At 42.5% G+C, this 22,332-nt stretch carries 21 protein-coding genes; 20 read left to right on the plus strand and 1 reads right to left on the minus strand.

All coding sequences use genetic code 11. The annotated features are described in order from the left end of the window. The first annotated feature begins 15 nt into the window (after positions 1 to 15). The 5 genes from ABS301_RS24895 (at position 16) to ABS301_RS24915 (ending at position 5,275) form a co-directional block, all read left to right on the plus strand. Positions 16 to 1,209, plus strand: coding sequence for an acetate/propionate family kinase (locus tag ABS301_RS24895; protein WP_349674747.1), 1,194 nt, complete (start codon positions 16 to 18; stop codon positions 1,207 to 1,209). Positions 1,210 to 1,323: 114 nt separating this feature from the next. Further along, a complete protein-coding gene (locus ABS301_RS24900) occupies positions 1,324 to 1,851 on the plus strand; it encodes a YceD family protein (protein ID WP_349674748.1) in 528 nt (175 codons plus the stop codon). Between the two features lie 2 nt (positions 1,852 to 1,853). Continuing rightward, positions 1,854 to 2,036, plus strand: a complete 183-nt coding sequence (gene rpmF / locus ABS301_RS24905; protein ID WP_097006282.1) for a 50S ribosomal protein L32 — start codon at positions 1,854 to 1,856, stop codon at positions 2,034 to 2,036. A gap of 191 nt (positions 2,037 to 2,227) precedes the next feature. Further along, a complete protein-coding gene (locus tag ABS301_RS24910; RefSeq protein ID WP_349674749.1) occupies positions 2,228 to 3,739 on the plus strand; it encodes a sialate O-acetylesterase in 1,512 nt (503 codons plus the stop codon). A gap of 9 nt (positions 3,740 to 3,748) precedes the next feature. Beyond that, on the plus strand, positions 3,749 to 5,275 hold the full coding sequence (locus tag ABS301_RS24915) for a glycoside hydrolase family 43 protein (protein ID WP_349674750.1): 1,527 nt from the start codon (positions 3,749 to 3,751) through the stop codon (positions 5,273 to 5,275). Here the strand turns inward: ABS301_RS24915 and ABS301_RS24920 are convergent. Beyond that, the gene (locus tag ABS301_RS24920; protein ID WP_349674751.1) at positions 5,272 to 6,132 is read right to left on the minus strand and encodes a helix-turn-helix transcriptional regulator; all 861 of its coding nucleotides are present in this window, start codon (positions 6,130 to 6,132) and stop codon (positions 5,272 to 5,274) included. The genes ABS301_RS24915 and ABS301_RS24920 overlap by 4 nt on opposite strands. A gap of 327 nt (positions 6,133 to 6,459) precedes the next feature. Here ABS301_RS24920 and ABS301_RS24925 point away from each other — a divergent pair, with 327 nt between their 5' ends. From ABS301_RS24925 to rnc, 15 genes are all read left to right on the plus strand, one after another. Continuing rightward, entirely contained in the window at positions 6,460 to 7,821 is a 1,362-nt protein-coding gene (locus tag ABS301_RS24925; protein WP_349674752.1) for an ABC transporter substrate-binding protein, read from the plus strand. Between the two features lie 73 nt (positions 7,822 to 7,894). After that, positions 7,895 to 8,782 (plus strand): carbohydrate ABC transporter permease, encoded by an 888-nt coding sequence (locus ABS301_RS24930; protein WP_349674753.1) that lies wholly within the window; start codon positions 7,895 to 7,897, stop codon positions 8,780 to 8,782. Positions 8,783 to 8,795: 13 nt separating this feature from the next. Next, the gene (locus tag ABS301_RS24935; RefSeq protein WP_349674754.1) at positions 8,796 to 9,650 is read left to right on the plus strand and encodes a carbohydrate ABC transporter permease; all 855 of its coding nucleotides are present in this window, start codon (positions 8,796 to 8,798) and stop codon (positions 9,648 to 9,650) included. Positions 9,651 to 9,677: 27 nt separating this feature from the next. After that, entirely contained in the window at positions 9,678 to 11,768 is a 2,091-nt protein-coding gene (locus ABS301_RS24940; RefSeq protein WP_349674755.1) for a glycoside hydrolase family 3 C-terminal domain-containing protein, read from the plus strand. A 150-nt stretch (positions 11,769 to 11,918) separates the two neighbouring features. Then, complete coding sequence (locus ABS301_RS24945) at positions 11,919 to 12,941, plus strand: LacI family DNA-binding transcriptional regulator (RefSeq protein ID WP_349674756.1); 1,023 nt, start codon at positions 11,919 to 11,921, stop codon at positions 12,939 to 12,941. A gap of 64 nt (positions 12,942 to 13,005) precedes the next feature. Further along, on the plus strand, positions 13,006 to 13,641 hold the full coding sequence (gene deoC / locus ABS301_RS24950) for a deoxyribose-phosphate aldolase (RefSeq protein ID WP_349674757.1): 636 nt from the start codon (positions 13,006 to 13,008) through the stop codon (positions 13,639 to 13,641). 15 nt (positions 13,642 to 13,656) lie between these two features. Further along, the gene (rbsK, locus tag ABS301_RS24955; protein ID WP_349674758.1) at positions 13,657 to 14,601 is read left to right on the plus strand and encodes a ribokinase; all 945 of its coding nucleotides are present in this window, start codon (positions 13,657 to 13,659) and stop codon (positions 14,599 to 14,601) included. After that, positions 14,595 to 14,993: a D-ribose pyranase gene (gene rbsD, locus ABS301_RS24960; RefSeq protein ID WP_349674759.1), complete on the plus strand. Its 399-nt coding sequence runs from the start codon at positions 14,595 to 14,597 to the stop codon at positions 14,991 to 14,993. The genes rbsK and rbsD overlap by 7 nt, the downstream gene beginning before the upstream one ends. A gap of 26 nt (positions 14,994 to 15,019) precedes the next feature. Next, positions 15,020 to 16,522: a sugar ABC transporter ATP-binding protein gene (locus ABS301_RS24965; protein ID WP_349674760.1), complete on the plus strand. Its 1,503-nt coding sequence runs from the start codon at positions 15,020 to 15,022 to the stop codon at positions 16,520 to 16,522. Continuing rightward, a complete protein-coding gene (locus tag ABS301_RS24970; RefSeq protein WP_349674761.1) occupies positions 16,515 to 17,477 on the plus strand; it encodes an ABC transporter permease in 963 nt (320 codons plus the stop codon). The genes ABS301_RS24965 and ABS301_RS24970 overlap by 8 nt, the downstream gene beginning before the upstream one ends. Before the next feature lie 46 nt (positions 17,478 to 17,523). After that, positions 17,524 to 18,540 (plus strand): substrate-binding domain-containing protein, encoded by a 1,017-nt coding sequence (locus ABS301_RS24975; RefSeq protein WP_349674770.1) that lies wholly within the window; start codon positions 17,524 to 17,526, stop codon positions 18,538 to 18,540. A 171-nt stretch (positions 18,541 to 18,711) separates the two neighbouring features. After that, on the plus strand, positions 18,712 to 20,058 hold the full coding sequence (locus ABS301_RS24980) for an MATE family efflux transporter (protein WP_349674762.1): 1,347 nt from the start codon (positions 18,712 to 18,714) through the stop codon (positions 20,056 to 20,058). Between the two features lie 109 nt (positions 20,059 to 20,167). Beyond that, complete coding sequence (gene plsX, locus ABS301_RS24985; RefSeq protein WP_349674771.1) at positions 20,168 to 21,181, plus strand: phosphate acyltransferase PlsX; 1,014 nt, start codon at positions 20,168 to 20,170, stop codon at positions 21,179 to 21,181. Between the two features lie 19 nt (positions 21,182 to 21,200). Next, positions 21,201 to 21,431: an acyl carrier protein gene (acpP, locus tag ABS301_RS24990; RefSeq protein ID WP_104436156.1), complete on the plus strand. Its 231-nt coding sequence runs from the start codon at positions 21,201 to 21,203 to the stop codon at positions 21,429 to 21,431. 172 nt (positions 21,432 to 21,603) lie between these two features. Then, entirely contained in the window at positions 21,604 to 22,290 is a 687-nt protein-coding gene (gene rnc / locus ABS301_RS24995) for a ribonuclease III (protein ID WP_349674763.1), read from the plus strand. The last annotated feature ends 42 nt before the right edge of the window (positions 22,291 to 22,332 follow it).

Raw genomic sequence — 22,332 nt, forward strand, 5'->3', positions numbered from 1 at the left:
GGAGAATTTAGTTTTATGAAAATTTTAGTTATCAACTGCGGAAGCTCTTCCTTAAAATATCAGCTGATTGATATGGAAAACGAGGGAGTTTTAGCAATAGGATTATGCGAAAGAATTGGTATTAACGGATCCAAACTGACTCACAAAGCAGAAGGAAAAGGCAAATTCGAATTAGAAGAAGAGATGCCTAACCACACTGTAGCAATCAAGCTGGTTATGGATGCCCTGGTTAATCCTGATCATGGAGTAATCAAAGATACCAGTGAAATTTCTGCAGTAGGACACCGTGTTCTCCATGCCGGTACTATTTACAGTGATTCCATCGTTGTAAATGAAGATGTTAAAAAAGTGATCCGTGACTGTTTCGATTTAGGACCTCTGCATAACCCTGCAAACTTAATGGGTATTGAGGCGTGTGAAGCAGCTATGCCAGGAACACCAAACGTAGCTGTTTTTGATACTGCATTTGGTATGGGTATGCCAGAGAAGGCATCTCTTTACGCAATTCCTACGGAATATTTTGAAAAATACAGCATTCGCCGTTACGGCTTCCATGGAACAAGCCACAGCTTCGTTTCTAAAGAAGCACTGGGCTTTTGCGGACTGGATTCCGATAATGGCAAGGTAATTGTCTGCCACTTAGGAAACGGCGCAAGCATCTCTGCTTCCATCGGAGGCAAGTGCGTAGATACAAGTATGGGTCTTACACCTCTTGAGGGTCTTATTATGGGAACCAGAAGTGGTGATATTGATCCGGCTGTGATTCAGTTTATCTGCAATAAAGAAGGAAAGACAGTCAACGAAGTACTGGATATCTTAAATAAAAAATCTGGTATTCTTGGTATGTCCGGCGGAATCTCCAGCGATTTCCGTGATGTTCAGAAAGCACAGGCAGAGGGAAATCACCTGGCTGATACAGCAATTAATGCATATATCTATCGTGTTGCAAAGTACATCGGCGCTTATACTGCAGCTATGAACGGAGTAGATGCCATCGTATTTACAGCAGGTGTAGGTGAGAATGATAAGCCAATCCGTGCAGGAATCTGTTCTTATTTATCCTATCTTGGCGTAGAAATCGATGCAGAAGCGAACAGCCACAGAGGCGAGCGCATGATGATTTCCACACCTGATTCCAAGGTAAAAGTATGTGTAATTCCTACCAATGAAGAGCTTGCAATTGCAAGAGAGACAAAAGCTTTGGTATAATTCCTAAAATATTAGCACATTATAGTTTTTATAATGTGAAATATGGAAATATTTTGTTGACAAATAGTGCGCCCCTATGTATAATTACATAGGTGCGTATTAGGAGACTATAATATGCTTATTAATTTAACCGAGTTGTTTACCCTGGAAGGGAAAGAGAAAACCTATACACCAGATATAGAGATGAAGACTTATCATGGGCCCTACGGAGATTATGAAATAGCAGATGCCAAACCGGTAGTGCTGCGGATCATGAATCTGGGTGGAAAGAAACTGGAACTGGAAGGAAAAGTGGAACTCACTTTGCTGATTCCCTGTGATCGTTGTCTGGAGCCTGTCCCTAATGAGCTGAGTTTTGATGTCATTCGAACGGTTGATTTAAGTGAAACCAGAGATGAGAGTGAAGAGGATCTCGAAGAACAGCCATATGTAATTGGTTATTGTCTGGATGTAGACCAGTTGGTTTGTGATGAACTCATACTGAATCTGCCTATGAAGGTTCTCTGCAGTGAAGACTGTAAGGGAATTTGTAATAGATGTGGAACAAATCTCAATCATGAGACTTGTGACTGCGATGTTAGGTCTCTTGACCCGAGAATGGCAGTCATCCAGGATATTTTTAAACAGTTTAAGGAGGTGTAACCATGTCTATCTGTCCAAAGAATAAATCTTCTAAAGCTAGAAGAGACAAACGTAGAGCAAACTGGAAGATGAGCGCTCCGAACTTAGTGAAATGCAGCAAGTGCGGTGAGCTTATGATGCCACACAGAGTATGCAAAGCTTGCGGTTCTTATAACAAGAAAGAAATCATTTCTGTTGCTGAATAATTTCAGTATGGAAATAGCTCAAAACATAAAAAGGCAGGGAATCTGATTATTCAGGTCCTTGTCTTTTCTTGTTGTGGGGAAAAGGTGAACGATACAGCTAATATTGATAATAAGGACGCAAGTATTTTGTTTTTAATCATTGGGTTCTATGCTATACTGAAAGAAAAATGACCAGCTTACGGGGGTATAATATGGCACAGATAAAATTACCGGAAATCTTTCAGAACGGAATGATCCTTCAGCGGAATAAGACGATTAAAATATGGGGAGAAGCTGAGGGAACGGACAAGCTGAGAATCACCTTCTGCAGTGACAGCATTTTTGCAGATATAAAAGAAGGGAAGTTTTATTGCGAATTAGCGGCAAAGGAAGCAGCATATGGGCAAAAATTAGAGATTTTTGCTGACGAAAGGAAGGAACCGGCTGTCGTTTTGGATGACATTTGTATTGGTGATATTTACATAGCAGCCGGTCAGTCAAACATGGAATATTATCTGAGATACGATGCCCATTGGAATGAGATAAAGCAGTGGGAGCGAAACGATATGATCCGTATGTTTAACTGCAAAAGGATTGCTTATCCCGGTCAAAACAGGGAGCTTCCTGAATGCGGAAGCTGGTTTAAAGAACAGGAATATCAGTGGGAGAGCTTTTCGGCTCCAGGCTATTCTTTTGCCAGAGCCATTCAGCCGGTGATTGGTGTTCCGGTTGGCATTATAGGCTGTAACTGGGGCGGAACTCCAGCCTGTGCATGGATGGAAGCATCGTATTTAAATGATCCGCCTCTGTCTGTATTTAAAAAAGAATATGAGGAGGCTGAGAGGGCTGTTGATGAGGAAGAAATGAGACGGCTCAGCCTTGAGGCATGGGAGTATGAGGATTCCTACCTTCATCAGGTTGCCTGGAGAGCAATGATGTATGGCATGAACCAGCAGGATCAGGAGCGGTGGATGGCTGAAACTGCGGATGCACCGGTTCTCCCATTGGGGCCTTATCACCACTACCGTCCTTCCGGATTGTATGAAATGATGCTGAGAGAACTTGCCCCTTTTTCTGTGAAGGGAGTTTTATGGTATCAGGGGGAATCGGATGCAGGACATGGGGAGATATATGATAAAACCTTTGCTTCTCTAATCCGCTGCTGGAGAGACTTATGGCAGGATGAACTGCCGTTTCTCTTTGTTCAGCTGGCTCCGTTTGGTAAATGGCTTGGCATCGGAGGAGAGGATTATCCTGTGGTAAGGGAGAGCCAGGAGCGGGTATTAAAAAACGTACCAGGTACAGGTATGATCTCTATTATGGATCTGGGAATGTATGAGGATATCCATCCCAAAAGAAAGAAGGAAGTAGGCGAACGTCTGGCTCTTCTGGCAAGAGGATTGATTTACGGGGAAGACATCTTATGTGAATCTCCGGAATTTACAGGCGGAGAGCGGGAAGGAAACCAGATCCGTCTGCATTTTTCCCATACTGGATCAAAACTACACGTAAACGGGAACGGTATTAATAGCCTGTGTGTAGAACAGGGCGGTATTTTAATTGAAGTAAAGGAATTTAAACTGGATCAGGATTTGTTGCTTAATTTTGGAATGCTGACAGAGGAACCGGTAGAAATCAGGTTTGCAAAAGAGGGATACTGTGAAGTTAATCTGTTTAACGAAGCAGATCTTCCTGTAAAGCCATTTGCTGCTGTGGTTATTTAGGAGGCTGCCATGATAAAAATAATCAATCCGATACAAAAAGGCTTTTATCCTGATCCATCCATATGCAGGGTTTCTGATGAATACTATATGGTTCATTCTACCTTTGCATATGCACCTGGTATCCCAGTATTCAAAAGCCTTGATTTAAAGAACTGGACTTTAATCGGACACGTTCTGGAACGGAAGGAGCAGCTTCGGCTTTCCGGAGCCAGAGTTTCCCAAGGAATTTATGCGCCCACAATCAGGTACTACAAAGGATTGTTTTATGTAATTGCCACTAATGTATCCGGCGGCGGTAATTTCTATGTTACTGCCTCAGATCCCAAAGGCCCATGGTCAGATCCGGTTTTTCTGGAAAATGCGCCAGGAATTGATCCCAGTCTGTATTTCGAAGAAGATACCTGCTATTACATCGGACAGCGTACAAAGGAACATCCGGCTTATTACGGTGATTGTGAGATATGGATTCAGGAGCTTGACTTAAAGGAGAAAAAGCTGGTAAAACAACCAGCTGTATTGTTTGATGGAAGCATGAAACGTACAATATGGGCGGAAGGGCCTCATCTGTACCGAATCGGCGGCATGTATTATCTTCTTCTTGCAGAGGGAGGAACGGAGTTTAATCACAGTGTAACGGTTGCCCGAAGCCAGAGTCTTTATGGCCCTTATGAGGCATGCCCTAATAATCCGATTTTAACCCACCGTCACCTGGGACATAATTATCCGGTGCAGTGTATCGGGCATGGAGATCTGATTGAGACTCCGGATAAAGAATGGTTTATGGTGATGCTTGGTACAAGACCCTTAAATGGCTGTGCAGAATTAGGCAGAGAGACATTTCTCGCAGATGTAGTATGGGAAGATGGCTGGCCGGTGGTGAGTCCCGGTTTTGGAAAGGTGCCTGAGTGCCTGGAGTTATCCGCTTCGGATAAAGAGCAGGAGGTTTTACCGTCAGAACCCCATATTAAATGGACAGAACCCCTTGACGTGCGCTTGATTGGTTTAAGAGATCATCCCTCCCGGCTGCCTTTAAAAATTACCGGGGCAGGCAGTCTGCAACTACCTTACCTTCCTGAAACCATAGAAGATTTGTCAGTTCCTGCCTACGCAGGGATCCGGCTTTTATCCAGAACTTTCCATATCGGGGTAACGATAGAGTCCGATCCTAAAGGGTCGGAGGAAGCGGGGCTTGTTTATTTTTACAATGAATCCCATTATGTAAAAGTTGTCATTTGTGAAAGAGAAGGAAAGCTGGAAGCGGTAACGACCATTCGAAAAGGGGAAGACTGGGAGGAGAAGAGCAGGACAGAAGTCACCGGCAAGATTCATGAAATTAAGCTGCTGGGGCATGACCAGGCACTGTCTGTTGAGCTTGATAATCACACCACAGGGCAGTCCTTCCAGATAGGGGATCTCTGCTCACAAAAAGCCGGTGGATTCACCGGCTGTACCGTAGGGGTATATGCATCTTCCGTACATGAGGCTTCTGACCGTTTCGCAGTCTTTGGACCGCTTCATGTCCGTTTTTTTGATTAATCCTGGATATACATCTGGCGAAATTCTGTAGGTGTACAGGATTTAATGATTTTAAACATTCGTATAAAGGCGGAGGGGCTGGAAAAGCCGGAGCGCAGTGCCACTTCAGTGACAGAAAGCTGAGGGTTAATCAGCAGCGTTTCGGCAACAGCTATCCGCTTTTTATTGACATATTTATAAAATGAAATATTAGCAAATTGTTTAAACAGCCTGGAAAAATGATATTTGCTGAATCCAAGGAGAGATGCAACTTCTTCTAACGTTAATTCCTCTGTGCAATGGCTGCTGATATAATTGCAGATGTAAATGAATTTCTCTGCATATTTTTTTTGCTGGATGTTCCCAATATCCAGAGAACTGACCTGCTGGGTATGGTTTCGCCCAATCAGAGCAAACATTTCCAGAAGCCTTGAGTAAATCTTTGTTTCTGTGAGAGGCATGTCTTTCCTGTATTCTTCCAAAATTTCCAGCATGTACTGATGGAGCTGGTCGTGTATAGAAGGATAAAGTTCCGGCGTAACAAGGAACGTAGGATTTAAAAGCGTAAGTATGGATTCCAGCTCTTTGATTTCATGAAACATGGGAAGTTCAGCCTGAAATATAATCCGCCGTCCTGATTTTGGCGCTTTCAGGGCGTGTATAACTCCCGGACAGATCAAAATAATATCACCCGGTTTTAATTCAATGGCGTGGGTGCTTAAAACGATGGTGTATTTGCCGGTAAGAGGCATAATGATTTCAAGGGGAGTATGCCAGTGGGAAGGATAGTCTTCCGCCTGAGTGTTGTCATATAGGCGGATATTGGTATATTCTTTATAATTTACAGTCTCATGAGTTCCTCTCAGATTTTCAATCAAAATAAAACCTCCCCATAATATTAATGATAATGAATAATTGCTTTTGCTGTTTGTAAAAATTATAAAATATACTACAATAAATATCAATATAAAATAGTAAAATAGGCATATTTTAATTTTTCGGTAGTTAAATAATACAAAAAATCCTGGTTTGAAAAGTGTATTATGTATATTACGTTCAAAAGCAAAGTATGTATAAAATTTACAAATAGCAATATTTGATAATAGACAGGCAATAATTATAAAGAAAAACGGACAAAATTCTGATAGAGTTAATACATATCATAATTGCTTCAGATAATGTGAAGATTGTTAAGGAGGAAAGGTATGGTAAAGAGATTTGTTTCGGGTTTTTTGGCAGCTGCACTTGTATTGGGGTCACTTTCTGGATGTTCAGTATCTACAGATACTGGCGGAGGTGCAGGATCATCAGGCGCCACCACAGAGACTACATCTGGTTCTGTTACTGCAACGGGGAAAGAAGAGCAGATTACATGGATGTTCTGGGATGATTTAAATGCTACAGAAGATTTAATCAGTAAGGGGTACAAACAGGTTATAGACCGGTTTAATGAACAGTATAAGGGGAAATACTACTGTAATGTTGTGACTACCAATCTGGAGGAATACCCCACAAAATTGAATGCGTTGGTTACTTCAGGCAATACACCTGATGTATTTATCTGCAATCCAGGTCCTAATTTAACTCAGTATGTAGAATCAGGTGCGGCAGCAGACTTAACAGATATTCTTAAAAACCAGGAATCACAGTGGTATGGTAATTTTACAGATGGTATCTTTGAGCGTATTACATATGACGGAAAGATCATGGCAGTTCCTACTAACTTTGCAGCTGCCTGCGTATTCTATAATACAGACATCTTTAAAAAGGCAGGGGTTGAGGTTCCGAAGACCTATGACGAACTGCTCGCAGCATGTAAAAAAATCAAAGAAGCTGGTTATACACCAATTTCCTGTTCTGCAGGTACTGCATGGTGCCTTTCCATGATAGCCGGTTATCTCTGTGACCGTGAAGGCGGACCGGATAATCTGGTTGATGTAAATGCAGGTAAGATTGAATGGACCAGTAAGACATTTGTTGATGCAGCAACGAAATTAAAAGAACTTTCCCAGTATTTCCAGGATACTGCAGCTGGAGATTCCAATGATCAGGCAACTGCAAACTTCTACAATGGAGACGCAGCCATGCTGGTACAGGGATCATGGGCAATTGCTCAGATCAACGGAAACAATCCGGAATTTGAAGACAAATGCGGCGTATTCCAGTTCCCTGCTATCGAGGGTGGTTCAGATCCAAACCGTATGATCGTAAAAACAGATAATCTTGTTATGAGTTCGACCACGAAGCATAAAGAAGCAGCCCTTGCACTTATGAAGATGTTCACCGATGACACTGCTCAGAAGTATACGGCTGAAGTAGCTGGTAAGATTCCGGTTACCAAAGTGGCAATTGACTATAACAAAGCTCCAAAGCAGTTTGCTTATATCAACGATATCTTAAAGAACGTAACCGGTACATTAGGATTTTATAATGAATCACTGGCAAGCGTAGAAGCAGGAGATACCTTTGATGCAGCCATGGTAGATGTATTCCTCGGTAATGCAGAACCACAGCAGGCACTTCAGAAAGTACAGGATTTCTATAATAAAAACGTCTGGAAAAAATAATTGACAGAAAGATGAGGGTATGCGAAGCATAAACGCCTTTGCATACCCTCATTATAGAAAGAGAGGCAGCCATATGAACAGGCTATTGGAGGATAGAAAAGCGGCTTTTATTTTTATTGCGCCGGCATTCCTTTTATTTACTCTGATTTTATTTGTTCCGATTATTCAGGTTATCTACTATTCCCTGTGTAATTATACGGGACTGACGAAACCGGATTTTGTCGGATTGAAAAATTATATCGATTTATTCACCAGTGATGAGACCATGAAAATCGCTTTGAAAAACTCCATATTTTTTATGCTTTTCTCTGGTGTGACCCAGCAGATTGTCGGTTTATTCCTGGCGGTTCTACTGACTAATATTAAGGCAGGCAGGAATTTGTTTAAAAATATTTACTACCTTCCCTGTGTACTTTCGTCAGCTGCGCTTGGCCTTTTATGGGCGTTTCTTTTTAATCCTAAAATAGGTATTAATAATCTTTTGAGCTCAATTGGTATCCAGGGGCCCAACTGGCTTTTTAACACCAAAGGATTCATCCCTCTTCCCATGTGGGTGATCGGTTGTGTTGCTTTGTGGCAGTATGTGGGCCAGAATATGATGCTTTATATGGCTCAGATCAGTGGGATATCCAGAGATATCTATGAAGCTTCCTACATTGACGGGGCTTCCAGAGGACAGTCGTTCCGTTTTATAACCTTACCGTTAATCAAGCCTATGCTGATTACAACTCTTTCTTTGAACTGCATTGGTTCTCTTAAATTTTTTGACCTGATTTATAATATGACTCAGGGAGGACCAAACCATCGTACGGATGTGCTGGCAACCCATTTATATACACAGGGATTCAAATATTATAAATACGGTTATGCCAGTGCGATTTCCATAATTCTGCTCATTTTATGCCTTTTTACCACATTCCTCATTAGTAAATGCATAAAAGTTGAAACGTACGAGTCTTAGAGGGAGGAAAACAATGAAGATAGAAGATAACCAGAAAAAAAAGAAAAAGATCACTCTGACCGGTGTGCTTTTATATGCATTCCTGATTGCCCTTGCTCTTGTTTATTTACTTCCGCTGGTCTGGATGCTGAGCGTTTCTTTAAAATCCAACAGGGAAGTACTGAGTTCACCATTTTCACCTCCCAGTGTTCTGCAGCTGGGCAACTACATATTTGCATGGGTCAACGGGCAGTTAGGAGTGGCAACTTTAAACTCTGTAATTGTGTGTACTTCCGCATTGATCATCAGCTTACTGATCGGAGCTATGGCGGCATTTGCCATCGCCAGAATGAGACTGGGCTTTCTTAAGTATATGATGCAGTATTTTCTCATTGGAATGATGATACCGGTACATTGTGTTCTGATCCCGCTTTTCGTCCGCTTTTCCAACTGGCATCTGACCAATCAGCTCATTGGACTGATTATTCCATATATTACGTTTTCACTTCCAATGACTATATTTTTAATGACAGGATTCTTTAAAAGTATGCCGGGTGAGATATTTGAAGCAGCGTGTATTGACGGCTGCTCCATCTATGGCTGTTTTATCAGAATCGCATTACCTCTCTCCAGAGTGGGGATGTTCGTGGCAGGTATTATGACATTTGTCGGCAACTGGAATGAGCTGCTGCTGGCGATGGTATTTATATCTGATGTAGCTAAAAAAACACTTCCCGTTACTCTGACTTATTTCGTAGGTCCCTATGCTACAAACTATGTACAGATGTTTGCAGCAATCATCATAGCAATTGCGCCCACAATTATCGTTTACAGCATTTTTAGCAACCAGATTGTAGACGGACTTACCACAGGCGCAGTAAAGGGATAAGACATCATTTTTCAGGAGGAAAGACAATTGAATCGGAAAGAAGCGCGAGAAAGAGCGGAACAGTTAGTAGCAAACATGACATTAGAAGAGAAGGCAAGCCAGTTGCGATATGATGCACCGCCTATACGCAGACTTAATATACCAGCTTATAATTGGTGGAATGAAGCGCTTCATGGTGTAGCAAGAGCCGGGACAGCAACCAGTTTTCCTCAGGCCATTGGTTTGGCCGCTGCTTTCGACGAAGAACTGGTGCATGAAATTGCAGAGGTCATTGCAGAAGAAGGAAGAGCCAAGTACAATGCATTTACAAAACAGGATGACAGGGATATTTATAAAGGACTGACATTCTGGTCTCCAAACGTGAACATATTCCGGGACCCCAGATGGGGCAGAGGACAGGAAACCTACGGGGAAGACCCTTACTTAAGCAGCAGACTGGGTGTTTCCTATATAAAAGGACTTCAGGGTGAGAAAGAGACCATGAAGGCAGCTGCCTGTGTGAAACATTTTGCTGTTCATTCAGGACCGGAATCTCTGCGTCATGAATTTAATGCAGAAGTTTCTCTGAAGGATTTAAGAGAGACCTATCTGCCTGCATTTGAAGCTGCAGTAAAAGAAGGTAAATCGGAAGCGGTTATGGGAGCTTATAACCGGACCAATGGAGAACCCTGCTGTGCCAGCAAAACCCTGATGAAGGATATTTTAAGAGGGGAATGGGGATTTGAGGGACATTATGTTTCTGACTGCTGGGCAATCCGTGATTTTCATGAACGCCATTTAATCAGTCCTGATGCAAAAACATCTGCAGCCATGGCAATCAATGCAGGCTGTGATTTAAACTGCGGTAATACTTATCTTCATATATTAAATGCTTACGAACACGGGCTGGTAAGCGAGGAGACAATTACAGAATCCTGTACACGTCTGTTTACAACCAGATACTTGCTGGGATTGTTTGATGACAATGAATTTGATTCCATTTCTTATGAGAAAGTGGAGTGTAAGAAGCATCTGGAGCTTTCAGAACGGGCTGCCAGGGAAAGTATGGTTCTGTTAAAGAATAACGGAATTCTGCCTCTGGATAAAGAAGCGGTGAAAACAATCGGAGTGATTGGTCCTAATGCAAACAGCAGGGCTGCTCTTATTGGTAATTATCATGGTACTTCCTCAGAATATATTACAATTCTGGAAGGGATAAAAGCGTTTGCGAAAGACGAGATCAGGGTTCTATATTCGGATGGCTGCAATATCAGCAATTCTAAGACGGAAGCTCTGGCATTTGATCATGACCGTATCTCAGAGGCTGTGATTGTGGCTGAGCATAGCGATGTGGTTGTTCTCTGTCTGGGACTCAATGAACTCCTGGAAGGAGAAGAAGGCGATCAGGGCAATCAGTATGCTTCTGGAGATAAGGAGTCATTGCTGCTTCCTGAATCTCAGAGAAAATTAATGGAGGCATTGTCTGATACCGGTACTCCGGTTGTGCTGTGTATGATGGCTGGCAGTGATATTGATTTAAGCATTGCCAAAGAGAATTATGACGCTATTATACAGGCATGGTATCCGGGTGCAAGAGGAGGAAAGGCGTTTGCAGAGCTTTTATTCGGCCTTTACTCTCCATCGGGTAAATTATGCGTGACGTTCTATGATCCGAAATGCGATCTGCCAGAATTTACGGATTATTCCATGAAGAACAGAACCTACCGTTATTTGGAAAGTAAGCCACAGTATCCTTTTGGATATGGTTTGACTTATGGCCGGGCCAAAGTGTGTGATGCTAATTTAACCATGGGAGATATGGAGATTGAGGCTGTCGTTGAAAATATAGGTGACAGAGCAGTTGAAGAGGTTATTCAGGTTTATGTAAAAGTTATGGATTCAGAATTTGCACCCCTGCATCCCAGACTTTGCGGATTTAAAAGGGTGGCACTGAATTGTGGGGAGAAAAAGAGTGTAAAAATAAAGTTGGATCAGCGGGCTTTTATGGTTGTAAATGAAAATGGGGAGTATATCAAAGACGGAAACCACGTCGAATTATACGCAGGCTTTAGCCAACCAGATGAAACAAGCATACTGCTTATGGGATGTAAGCCAGTGAAGTTGACGGCAGAGATCTAGATTCCATGATCAAATACGGACTATCAAAAGATGCTGATAGTCCGTATTTGTGTTTTGTTTTTATTGTTTAAAATTTACAGAAAGCCTTTACTTTATATGGCTTTTATGTTAATATCATACATGTAACCGGTTACATAAGGAGAGCTTGAAATGAACATACGGGATATAGCAAGAAAAGCCGGCGTTTCTTCCGCAACTGTTTCCAGAGTCATTAATGAATCTGGATATGTGAAAGAGGAAACAAAGCGCAAAGTATTAGAGGCAATAGAAGAAGCAGATTACGTACCCAATGCCATAGCCAGAAGTCTCAGTATCCGTGATTCTTCCAGTATTGGAGTAATTGTACCGGATATTGCCAATGAGTTTTTTTCGGGCATCATAAGCGGAATCGGCGAAAGAGCTGCCAACAATCAGTATAATATCGTTTTGTTTGATACTGGTGAACTTCTGGAGAGAGAACATCAATGCCTTATGATGGCAGAAAGCCAGCGGCTGTCAGGGCTTTTAATCACTCCCATTTCAGAGCTTGACGAGGTGACCAGGGATAAGCTGATCCAATTTGAAAACAAAGGGATTCCAGTTGTATTAGTTGACCGTAACATCAGAAATTCCAGTCTGGATGGTGTATTTGTAGAAAACCATGATGCCGCCTACAAGGCCGTTGAGGCATTAATTCAGAATGGACACCAGAAGATTGCAGTGATTACAGGACCCAACACTTCCATGCCTGGAAAAGACCGTCTGAAGGGCTACAAGTCAGCTCTTAGGGATTACGGGATCGGGCTAAGAGAAGATTATATGGTATCAGGCGATTTTAAGATCATGAAGGCTTATGAACGGACGAAGGAATTACTGGAACTTCCGGATCCGCCAACTGCTATATTTGCTTCCAACAACCAGACCAGCCTGGGTGTACTCAAATATTTAACAGAGCATAAGCTGAAAATTGGCAGGGATATTTCCATAGTAGGCTTTGATCAGATTGAATCTCTAAAAATCATTGATTACAGTCTTTCAACCATTGACCGGGATGCAAGAAAGCAGGGATGTCAGGCAATGGAAATGCTGATTGACAAACTGACCCGTAAGGAAAGTCAAAGCTCCGGCCGCAAGGTTTTTGTTCCATATCAGATGGTGCTTCGCGGTTCAGAAAAGATAAATAAGCTGCAGTAGGGCAGTTTATTTTTACCCAAATATGTAACCGGTTACATATTAAATGTTATAATGGAGGATGGATATGAGTATAGCAAACATGATTGACCATACAATGCTGAAGGCAGATGCCGGGTCAGAAATTATCCGAAGATATTGTCAGGAGGCAAAGGAATATGGATTTGCGTCTGTCTGTGTTAATTCCTGTTACGTACCTCTGGCAGCCCGGGAATTAAAGGATAGCAGCGTTTCCGTATGTTGTGTAGTAGGTTTCCCATTGGGAGCCATGCTCACATCTGCCAAGGCTTTTGAAGCATCAGAGGCAGTAAAAGCAGGAGCAGATGAAGTGGATATGGTTATTCATATCGGAGCATTAAAAGATAAGAATTATGATCTGGTCAGAGAAGATATCAGAGCGGTAATTGATGCATGCCAGGGGAAATTAGTGAAAGTAATTCTGGAAAACTGTCTTTTGACAAAGGAGGAGATTGTAAAGGTCTGCGAACTTTCCATGGAGGCGGGTGCCCAATATGTAAAAACAGCCACGGGATTTAGTACCGGAGGAGCAGTAGCAGAAGATGTTGCCCTTATGAAAAAAACTGTGGGAGAAAGATTGAAAGTGAAAGCCAGCGGCGGGATCCGTACGCCAAAGGAGGCTGAGGCAATGATTTTAGCAGGAGCAGACCGGATTGGTGCCGGAAATGGAATTGCCCTTCTATAAAAAAAGGAGATGCTTATGGGAAAAAAGATAACGGTATTTGGAAGTTTTGTCGTGGATTTAATGGGAAGATGCCCCCATCTGCCAGTTCCGGGGGAAACGGTAAAAGGAAGCCTTTTTAAAATGGGACCAGGGGGAAAGGGGTTTAACCAGGCGGTTGCGGCTCATAAGGCAGGTGGAGACGTAACCATGGTAACGAAGGTTGGTAAAGATGCCTTTGCCGATCTTGCCATTGAAACCATGACCAGACTGGGGATGGATACAAAACGGGTATTTTGCAGTGAACAGGCAGAGACAGGCACTGCATTAATTATGGTAGATGAAAATACCAGTCAGAATGAAATAGCAGTGATCCTGGGCGCATGTGATACGATTTCCGATGAGGAAGTGGAATCAGTTTCCGATCTTCTGGATCAGTCAGATTATCTGCTGATTCAACTGGAAACCAATGTTTCTTCCGTCAGGAAGGTGGTAGAAATAGCATATGACAAGGGCGTTAAAATCATTTTAAACACAGCCCCGGTACAGCCTGTCAGTGATAGTATTTTAAGTCGTGTGGATTTTATAACTCCCAATGAAGTAGAAGCTTCAATATTATCTGGCATATCAGTAACAGAAGAAGAGAGTGCCGGAAAAGCAGCGGATTATTTTCTGAATAAGGGAGTAAAAAATGTACTCATTACACTGGGAAGCAAAGGGGTATATATTGCGACCGGAAAAAGACGGGGATTATTACCTGCTTATCAGGTAGAGGCAGTAGATACCACCGGAGCAGGGGACGCATTTAACGGGGGCCTTGCAGCAGCTTTGGCAGAAGGAAAAGATTTATGGGAAGCAGCAAAATTTGCCAATGCACTGGCAGCGATTTCTGTACAGAGAATTGGAACCACTCCTGCCATGCCTGACCGGTCAGAAATCGATGCATTTATCAAATTCCATGAAATGGAGGAGGAGTCATGTTAAAGACTGGAATTTTACATCCGCAGTTAGCAAGAATTATGGCAGAGACCAGACATATGGATATGCTTGTAATAGCAGATGCCGGACTTCCTGTACCAAAGGGAGTGGAACGGGTGGATTTAGGCTGGAAGCAGGGAAATCCAGGTTATTTAGAGGTTCTGGAAGAAATTGAAAAATATATGGTTACGGAGAAGGCAGTTTTTGCCCAGGAGGCTCTTGTAGTAAGCGGGGAATTACATAAAGAAGCACTGGCTCTTTTACCGGCAGGAATACCTGTGGAGTATGTCCCCCATACGGAATTAAAGAAAATGACAGAAGGAGCAAAAGCAATTATCCTCACAGGTGAGTTTACAGGTTATACCAATGTAATACTGATCTCAGGCTGTGCATATTAAGACAGTCGAGGGGAAGGGGAATTTAAATGGGAGGAAGGTTAGTATTAAAACTGGAATCAATCGTTAAGACGTTTCCTGGTGTAAAAGCTCTTGACGGAGTTCATCTGGAACTATATGAAGGCGAGGTTCATGCTCTGTGTGGAGAAAACGGAGCAGGAAAATCAACTCTGATGAAAATTATTGCAGGAGCTCAGCCTTATACAGCTGGTGCCATGTACTTAAATGGGGAAAAGGTGGTATTTCACTCTGCCAGGGAAGCAGAAAAATCAGGAATTGCCATGATCTATCAGGAATTTAATATGGTTCCGGAATTAACGGTGGCTGAAAATATGTATCTTGGAAGGCTTCCTGTAAAAAGTTTTAAGAAAGTGGATTGGGATAAGCTGTTTGAGGAAGCACAGGATAATTTAAACCATCTGGGTTTGAAATTCAGTTCAAAAACCAAAGTAAAGAATCTTTCCGTTGCCGAAGCGCAAATGACAGAAATCGCCAAATGCCTTACCATAGGCGCCAGAATTATTATCATGGATGAGCCGACTGCTGCGCTTGCTGAGGAAGAAATAAAAATACTGTTTGGGATTATTGAAGAACTTAAAAAGAAAGGAATTGCCATTATCTATATTTCTCACCGTATGGACGAGATTTTTAAGATATCAGACCGGCTGACGGTATTCCGGGATGGCAGATATGTGGCTTCCAAAGAAATTAATGAGACAGATTATGATGATGTGGTATCCATGATGGTAGGCAGAAACGTTTCTAATCTGTATCCTGTCCGTAATTACAAGGCTCAGGAAGTGGTGCTTGAAGCCAAAGAGATAAACAGCCGGAATGTACATGATATGAGTCTGAAGCTTCATAAAGGAGAAATACTTGGCATAACCGGACTTCTGGGCTCAGGAACCATTGAATTATCGAAGCTATTATACGGTGCCATACCAATGGAGCGGGGAGAAGTCTTCGTACATGGGGTGAAAAAAGACTGCTCAGCACCTGTAAAAGCACTGAAAGCCGGTATCGGTTTTGTTTCTGATGACAGGAAACAGGAGGGGCTGGTATTAATAAGAAGCATCCGGGAGAATATTTCCATGTCTTCCTTAAAGAAGCTTACAAAAGGAATTCATTTAAATACCAGATTGGAAACAGAACGGGTTAACCAACAGGTTCAGTCACTGAATATCCGGATTAGCTCAGCTTCCCAGCTGGCTGGAAAACTCAGTGGAGGCAATCAGCAGAAAATTGTTTTTGCAAAAGTGCTGGAGGCAGATTCCGATATTCTCATACTAAACGAGCCCACAAGAGGCGTGGATGTAGGGGCGAAGGCGGAAATATATGCAATTATCAACCAGCTGACGCAAAAGGGAAAAAGTATTCTTATGATCTCCACCGATTTACCCGAACTGATCGGAGTCAGTGACCGTGTGATTGTAATGCGGGAAGGACGTATGGTATTGGAAATTTCAGACAAAGACATGAACCAGGAAATAATTTTAGCACATGCATCTGGAGGGGTGAGAGAAAATGAATGAAAAAGCTAAGAAACAATTGATCAATCAGATCAATATTTACCGTTCGGTTTTAATACTGCTGATCATATGCCTGTCTGCTGCATTTTTGTCAAAGAGCTTTTTAAATATATCCAATCTTTTTAATGTGTTTAAACAGGTAACTGTGGCCGGTATTATTGGATGCGGAATGACATTCGTAATTCTGACCGGAGGTATTGACTTATCCGTTGGCTCCATACTTGGACTTTCCGGCGTGGTTGCTTCCGGGGTACTGGCTTCTACCGGAAACACATTCCTGGCTGTTGCGACAGCATTAGCCATTGGCACGGCTTGTGGGACTGCCAACGGATTTTTCATCTCTCACTGCGGAATTCCTCCATTTATTGCGACACTGGGTACCATGACTTTGCTGCGGGGCTGTGTTTTGATTTATACAAAAGGTTCCCCTATTCCGGTAAAGTCTGAGGTCTATAAATTTATAGGAAAGGGTTCTGTCATAGGTGTGCCGGTACCTGTTATCATTCTCATACTTCTTTTTCTGACAGCACATTACATATTGACACAAACCCCATTTGGAAGGAGCATCTATGCTGTTGGAGGAAACCGGGAAGCCGCCCGCCTGTCGGGAATTTCAGTGAAAAGGACAGAATGGACCGCTTATATCATGAATGGATTATTAAGTGGAATCGCTGCTGTTGTACTGACTGCCAGGCTTGGATCGGCGCAATCCACCAGCGGACAGGGAATTGAAATGGATGCAATCGCAGCGGTTATTCTTGGAGGAACCAGCTTAAGCGGAGGGACCGGATTTGTACTTCCTACCGTGGTGGGTGCCATGATTATGGGGATCATCGATAACATCCTTACTCTGATGAACGTCAATCCTCACGCAACCAGCATTGTAAAAGGATCTGTGGTACTGATAGCAGTATTGGTGGATAAAAAAGTCAAGGATTTATCCGCAAAAGCGGAATAAATAGAAACTATTTTAATGTATTTGAGAAGGGAAGGGCAGAATTATGATGAAAAAGAGAATTGCAGCTACAATGATGGCAGGATTTGTTGTATGTTCGATGGCTGGTTGCAGTACAAAAACAGCTACGGAGACTGCGAAGGAGACAACCCAGACAGAAACTGCTGTAACAAAGTCAGAAGAGACAACGGCTAAAGCGGATGCAGGAGCCAGGAAAAAATATGTAATCGGCCTTGCAATGAACACACAGACCAATCCGTTTTTTGTGGACGTAAAGGATGGGGTACAAAAAGCCGCTGATGAGCTGGGCGTGGAATTATACATTACAGATGCCCAGGATGATCCGGCTGTCCAGATGAAGGATGTGGAGAACTTAATTACAAAGAAGCCTGATTGCATTATTATTGACACCTGTGACTCGGATGCCATAGTCTCATCCATTGAGGACTGCAATAAAGCTGGAATTCCGGTTCTCACCATGGACAGGGAAGCCAGTGGAGGAGAAGTGGTATCTCATATCGGATATGATGCCATTAAATCAGGAAAACTGGCAGGACAGTATCTGGCAGATACTCTTGGCGGAAAAGGAAATATTGTAGAACTCCAGGGAATCATGGGCACCAATGTGGCCCAGAACCGTTCCAAAGGGTTTAATGAAATTATCAGCCAGAATCCAGATATGAAAATTGTGGCATGCCAGGTAGCTGATTTTGACCGTGCAAAGGGCATGAGTGTAATGGAGAATATTTTACAGGCAAATGATCACATTGACGGATTGTATGCGGCTAATGATGAAATGCTTCTTGGGGCGTTAGAAGCAATTGAAGCAGCCGGACGTTTAGATGAAATCACTATGATTGGCTGTGATGCCATTGATGACACCATTGAGGCAATTAAGGCAGGTAAAGTGGAAGCAACCATTGCAGAGCCCCCATTTTTCCTTGGAAAAGCAATACTAAAAACCGCTTATGACTATCTGGAGGGAAAGAATGTAGAGAAATATGTGATTCTGGATAATGAGCTGGTTACTTCTGAAAATGTAAACGGATTGGTTACAAAAGAATAAATTTTGCAGATACAGTCTGCTGCCAGATTCCCTGATGAACCGGTTTCTGGCAGCAGATTTTTTGTAACTGTTTGAAAAGAATCGTGACAAGTGGTTGAGAACATGGTAAAATACGTCTGTGCCACATGGTAAAGTATGGCAGAATAATAAAAAAGCAAAGGGTGAAGGCTTATGGAGACCGACATGACGAGAGGCAATCCTCTTCCCATCATTTTAAAATTTACACTTCCGCTATTAATCGGAAATATTTTTCAGCAGTTTTATAATATGGTGGATACTATTATTGTAGGTCGTTTCGTAGGAGCGGATGCATTGGCAGCTGTGGGATCAACAGGTACCATTATGTTCCTGGTAATTGGTTTTTCACAGGGAATGAGTACGGGATTTACAGTACTTACCAGTCAGAGGTTTGGGGCTGGGGATGAAAACGGGACAAAGCGGTCGGTGGCAAATGGAATTTTCCTGTCATTGTTTGTTATTGTATTTATGACATTAATCAGTCTGATATTCATGAGAACACTTTTGAAAATTATGAATACCCCCCAGAATATTATGGAAGATGCTTATACTTATATCTCTATTATTTGCATAGGGATCTTTACAAATGTATTTTATAACCTGTTCTCTTCCTTTCTGCGTTCTGTGGGTAACAGCCGGATACCGCTTATATTTTTGGTGCTATCCGCCTGCTTAAATATCGTGTTGGATCTGGTTTTTGTTATTAATTTTAAGATGGGAGTTGCGGGTGCTGCATGGGCAACCAATGTATCTCAGGGAATATCCGCTTTTTTATGTATTATTTATATTACAAAAAAGGTACCTGTTCTCACACCGGAAAAGCATCACTGGAAGCTGCATGGGTATGATACGAAGATCCAGCTGTCTGTGGGGATTCCCATGGCTCTTCAGTTTGGAATTACCGCTTCGGGTACGATGATTATGCAGTCTGCAGTTAATTTATTTGGTTCCGTAGCAGTTGCATCCAATACAGCAGCCAATAAATTTCAAAGTATGGTAATTCAGGGAATGATGGCAATGGGACAAACCATGGCTACTTATTCGGGACAAAACTATGGGAAAGGTGATATTGGAAGAATTAAACGGGGAGTCCGCCTTGCACTAACAACAGAAGTAATCTATGCCGTTGTATGCTCCGTTATTGTGATTCTGGGACTTCCTTTTGCCCTAAGGCTGTTCTTCTCCGGTAATGTAGATCTGGCGGAGATTCTTCCATGGGCAAAAACCTACAGTTATCTTTGCGCCTCTTTTTATATTCCTCTGGGAACTATTTTTATTTTCCGGAATACCATGCAGGGATGCGGATATGGATTACTTCCCATGCTGGGCGGCGTAGTGGAACTGGCAGCCAGATTGGTTACGGCTACGCTTGCAATAAGGTTTGTAAGCTTCCCGCTTGCCTGTGCCTGTGACCCTGCAGCATGGCTGAGCGCTGCATTGTTCACTGGAATATCTTATGTTTACGTTATAAAAAAGGTTGAGAAAACGCTGGTCAGCTAAGGCTGTTTTTTCTGCTTTTAAATTTCTAAATTTATTATTGATTTATAGTATAATATTTAGTATATTATGTAATAGATTATCTTAGGAAACACTTGAAAGGGGAATCATGATGATAAAAGTAGCTGTGGATGCCATGGGCGGTGACTATGCACCAGTACAGACGGTAGCAGGAGCCGTAGAGGCGGTAAACGCGAATAAAGAGATCCGGGTTCTCTTAGTAGGGCAGGAACAGATGATATCTGATGAACTTGCAAAATACACATTTAATAAGGATCAGATACAGATTGTGAATGCGACAGAGGTAATCGAGACGGAAGAACCTCCGGTTAACGCCATACGTAAGAAGAAAGATTCTTCCATCGTTGTGGGAATGAATCTGGTAAAACAAAAAGAGGCGGATGCATTTGTATCGGCCGGTAGCTCAGGCGCCATACTGGTTGGCGGACAGGTGATAGTCGGACGGATCAAGGGTGTAGAAAGACCACCGCTTGCACCCCTTATTCCAACAGAAAAAGGCGTTTCCCTGCTGATAGACTGCGGCGCTAATGTGGATGCCAGACCCTCTCATCTGGTACAGTTTGCTCAAATGGGCTCCTTATATATGGAGCATGTTGTAGGCATTAAGAATCCAACAGTTGCCATTGTTAACATCGGCGCAGAGGAAGAAAAGGGAAATGCGCTAGTGAAAGAGACATTTCCGCTGTTAAAGGATTGTAAGGATATTCATTTTACCGGAAGCATTGAGGCCAGAGAGATTCCGCATGGCGGTGCAGATGTCATAGTATGTGAGGCATTTGTGGGCAATGTAATCCTGAAGTTGTATGAGGGAGTGGGCGCGACCTTGATTAACAAGGTAAAGAGTGGTATGATGGGTAGTTTCAGGAGCAAAATCGGTGCTCTGCTTGTAAAACCTGCTTTAAAAGAGACTTTTAAATCATTTGATTCATCCCGGTATGGCGGCGCTCCGCTGCTGGGGCTGAATGGTCTGGTGGTAAAGACTCATGGTAACTCAAAAGCAGCAGAAATAAAAAACTCCATACTTCAATGCGTAACCTTCAAAGAACAGGGAATTAATGATAAGATAAGAGAAAGTCTTAAAATGAAAGAAGAAAATCAAGAATAGGAGAGAGGAAGGAAAACAAATGGAATTCGAAAAATTACAGAAAATTATTGCAGAGGTATTAAATATTGAGCCGGAGGAAGTTACTATGAACTCCACATTCGTGGATGACCTGGGTGCTGACTCCCTTGATGTGTTTCAGATCGTTATGGGCATTGAAGAGGAATTTGATATTGAGATTCCAACTGAAGTGGCAGAGAACATCGTAAGTGTCAGCGACGCAGTAGAACAGGTCAAGAATGCATTAAATTAATAGATGTGGGTGCTGCTAGGATCGTTTGGTCTGACCGCAGCACCTTCTTTCATAATAGGGGGCAATCGGGTACCCCTCTATGTCCAAAGTACATGGACAATAATAAGGAACACCCTGCGGGTACCCCTCTATGTCCAAAGTACATGGACAATAATAAGGAAAGAGGAATGAGATGAGCAGAAATATGAAAGAACTGGAAGAACGGATCGGTTATCGTTTTTCGGACAAGCATCTTATGACACAGGCCATGACCCACAGTTCCTATGCCAATGAACACCGACTGAATAAAACAGAATGCAATGAGAGACTTGAATTCTTAGGTGATTCGGTACTGGAAGTGGTGTCCAGTGATTGTCTGTATCATAAATATCCACAAAAGCCAGAGGGAGATTTGACAAAAATTCGTGCCAGCATTGTTTGTGAACCCACTCTTGCTTATTGTGCAGAAGTGATAAAGCTTGGGGAATATCTCCTTTTAGGCCGGGGAGAGGAAGCAACAGGGGGAAGAGGGAGAGCTTCAATTGTTTCGGATGCAATGGAAGCACTGATAGGAGCCATTTATCTGGATGGTGGTTTTGCTAATGCAAAAGAGTTTATCCTTCGTTTCATCATGAATGATCTGGAACATAAGCAGCTCTTTTTTGATAGCAAGACTATCTTGCAGGAGATTGTACAAAGCCAGACGGAAGAGGCGTTAACGTATGAGCTCTTAAAAGAGGAAGGCCCGGATCATAATAAGATATTTGAGACACAGGTAAAAATTGGGGATAAAATTATCGGACAGGGAACTGGAAGAACAAAGAAAGCTGCGGAGCAGGTGGCAGCTTATCACGGAATATTGAAGCTGCGTGGACAATAAGCGGACATCCCTCTATGTCCAAAGAGCATGGACAATAATATG

This window comes from Lacrimispora sp., assembly GCF_031982545.1.
GTDB lineage: Bacteria > Bacillota > Clostridia > Lachnospirales > Lachnospiraceae > Lacrimispora.

Bases quoted from the DNA above. Each gene is read 5' to 3' on its own strand.
- ABS301_RS24895 (WP_349674747.1), top strand. From the start codon at position 16: ATGAAAATTTTAGTTATCAACTGCGGAAGCTCTTCCTTAAAATATCAG.
- ABS301_RS24900 (WP_349674748.1), top strand. From the start codon at position 1,324: ATGCTTATTAATTTAACCGAGTTGTTTACCCTGGAAGGGAAAGAGAAA.
- rpmF (WP_097006282.1), top strand. From the start codon at position 1,854: ATGTCTATCTGTCCAAAGAATAAATCTTCTAAAGCTAGAAGAGACAAA.
- ABS301_RS24910 (WP_349674749.1), top strand. From the start codon at position 2,228: ATGGCACAGATAAAATTACCGGAAATCTTTCAGAACGGAATGATCCTT.
- ABS301_RS24915 (WP_349674750.1), top strand. From the start codon at position 3,749: ATGATAAAAATAATCAATCCGATACAAAAAGGCTTTTATCCTGATCCA.
- ABS301_RS24925 (WP_349674752.1), top strand. From the start codon at position 6,460: ATGGTAAAGAGATTTGTTTCGGGTTTTTTGGCAGCTGCACTTGTATTG.
- ABS301_RS24930 (WP_349674753.1), top strand. From the start codon at position 7,895: ATGAACAGGCTATTGGAGGATAGAAAAGCGGCTTTTATTTTTATTGCG.
- ABS301_RS24935 (WP_349674754.1), top strand. From the start codon at position 8,796: ATGAAGATAGAAGATAACCAGAAAAAAAAGAAAAAGATCACTCTGACC.
- ABS301_RS24945 (WP_349674756.1), top strand. From the start codon at position 11,919: ATGAACATACGGGATATAGCAAGAAAAGCCGGCGTTTCTTCCGCAACT.
- deoC (WP_349674757.1), top strand. From the start codon at position 13,006: ATGAGTATAGCAAACATGATTGACCATACAATGCTGAAGGCAGATGCC.
- rbsK (WP_349674758.1), top strand. From the start codon at position 13,657: ATGGGAAAAAAGATAACGGTATTTGGAAGTTTTGTCGTGGATTTAATG.
- rbsD (WP_349674759.1), top strand. From the start codon at position 14,595: ATGTTAAAGACTGGAATTTTACATCCGCAGTTAGCAAGAATTATGGCA.
- ABS301_RS24965 (WP_349674760.1), top strand. From the start codon at position 15,020: ATGGGAGGAAGGTTAGTATTAAAACTGGAATCAATCGTTAAGACGTTT.
- ABS301_RS24970 (WP_349674761.1), top strand. From the start codon at position 16,515: ATGAATGAAAAAGCTAAGAAACAATTGATCAATCAGATCAATATTTAC.
- ABS301_RS24975 (WP_349674770.1), top strand. From the start codon at position 17,524: ATGAAAAAGAGAATTGCAGCTACAATGATGGCAGGATTTGTTGTATGT.
- ABS301_RS24980 (WP_349674762.1), top strand. From the start codon at position 18,712: ATGGAGACCGACATGACGAGAGGCAATCCTCTTCCCATCATTTTAAAA.
- plsX (WP_349674771.1), top strand. From the start codon at position 20,168: ATGATAAAAGTAGCTGTGGATGCCATGGGCGGTGACTATGCACCAGTA.
- acpP (WP_104436156.1), top strand. From the start codon at position 21,201: ATGGAATTCGAAAAATTACAGAAAATTATTGCAGAGGTATTAAATATT.
- rnc (WP_349674763.1), top strand. From the start codon at position 21,604: ATGAGCAGAAATATGAAAGAACTGGAAGAACGGATCGGTTATCGTTTT.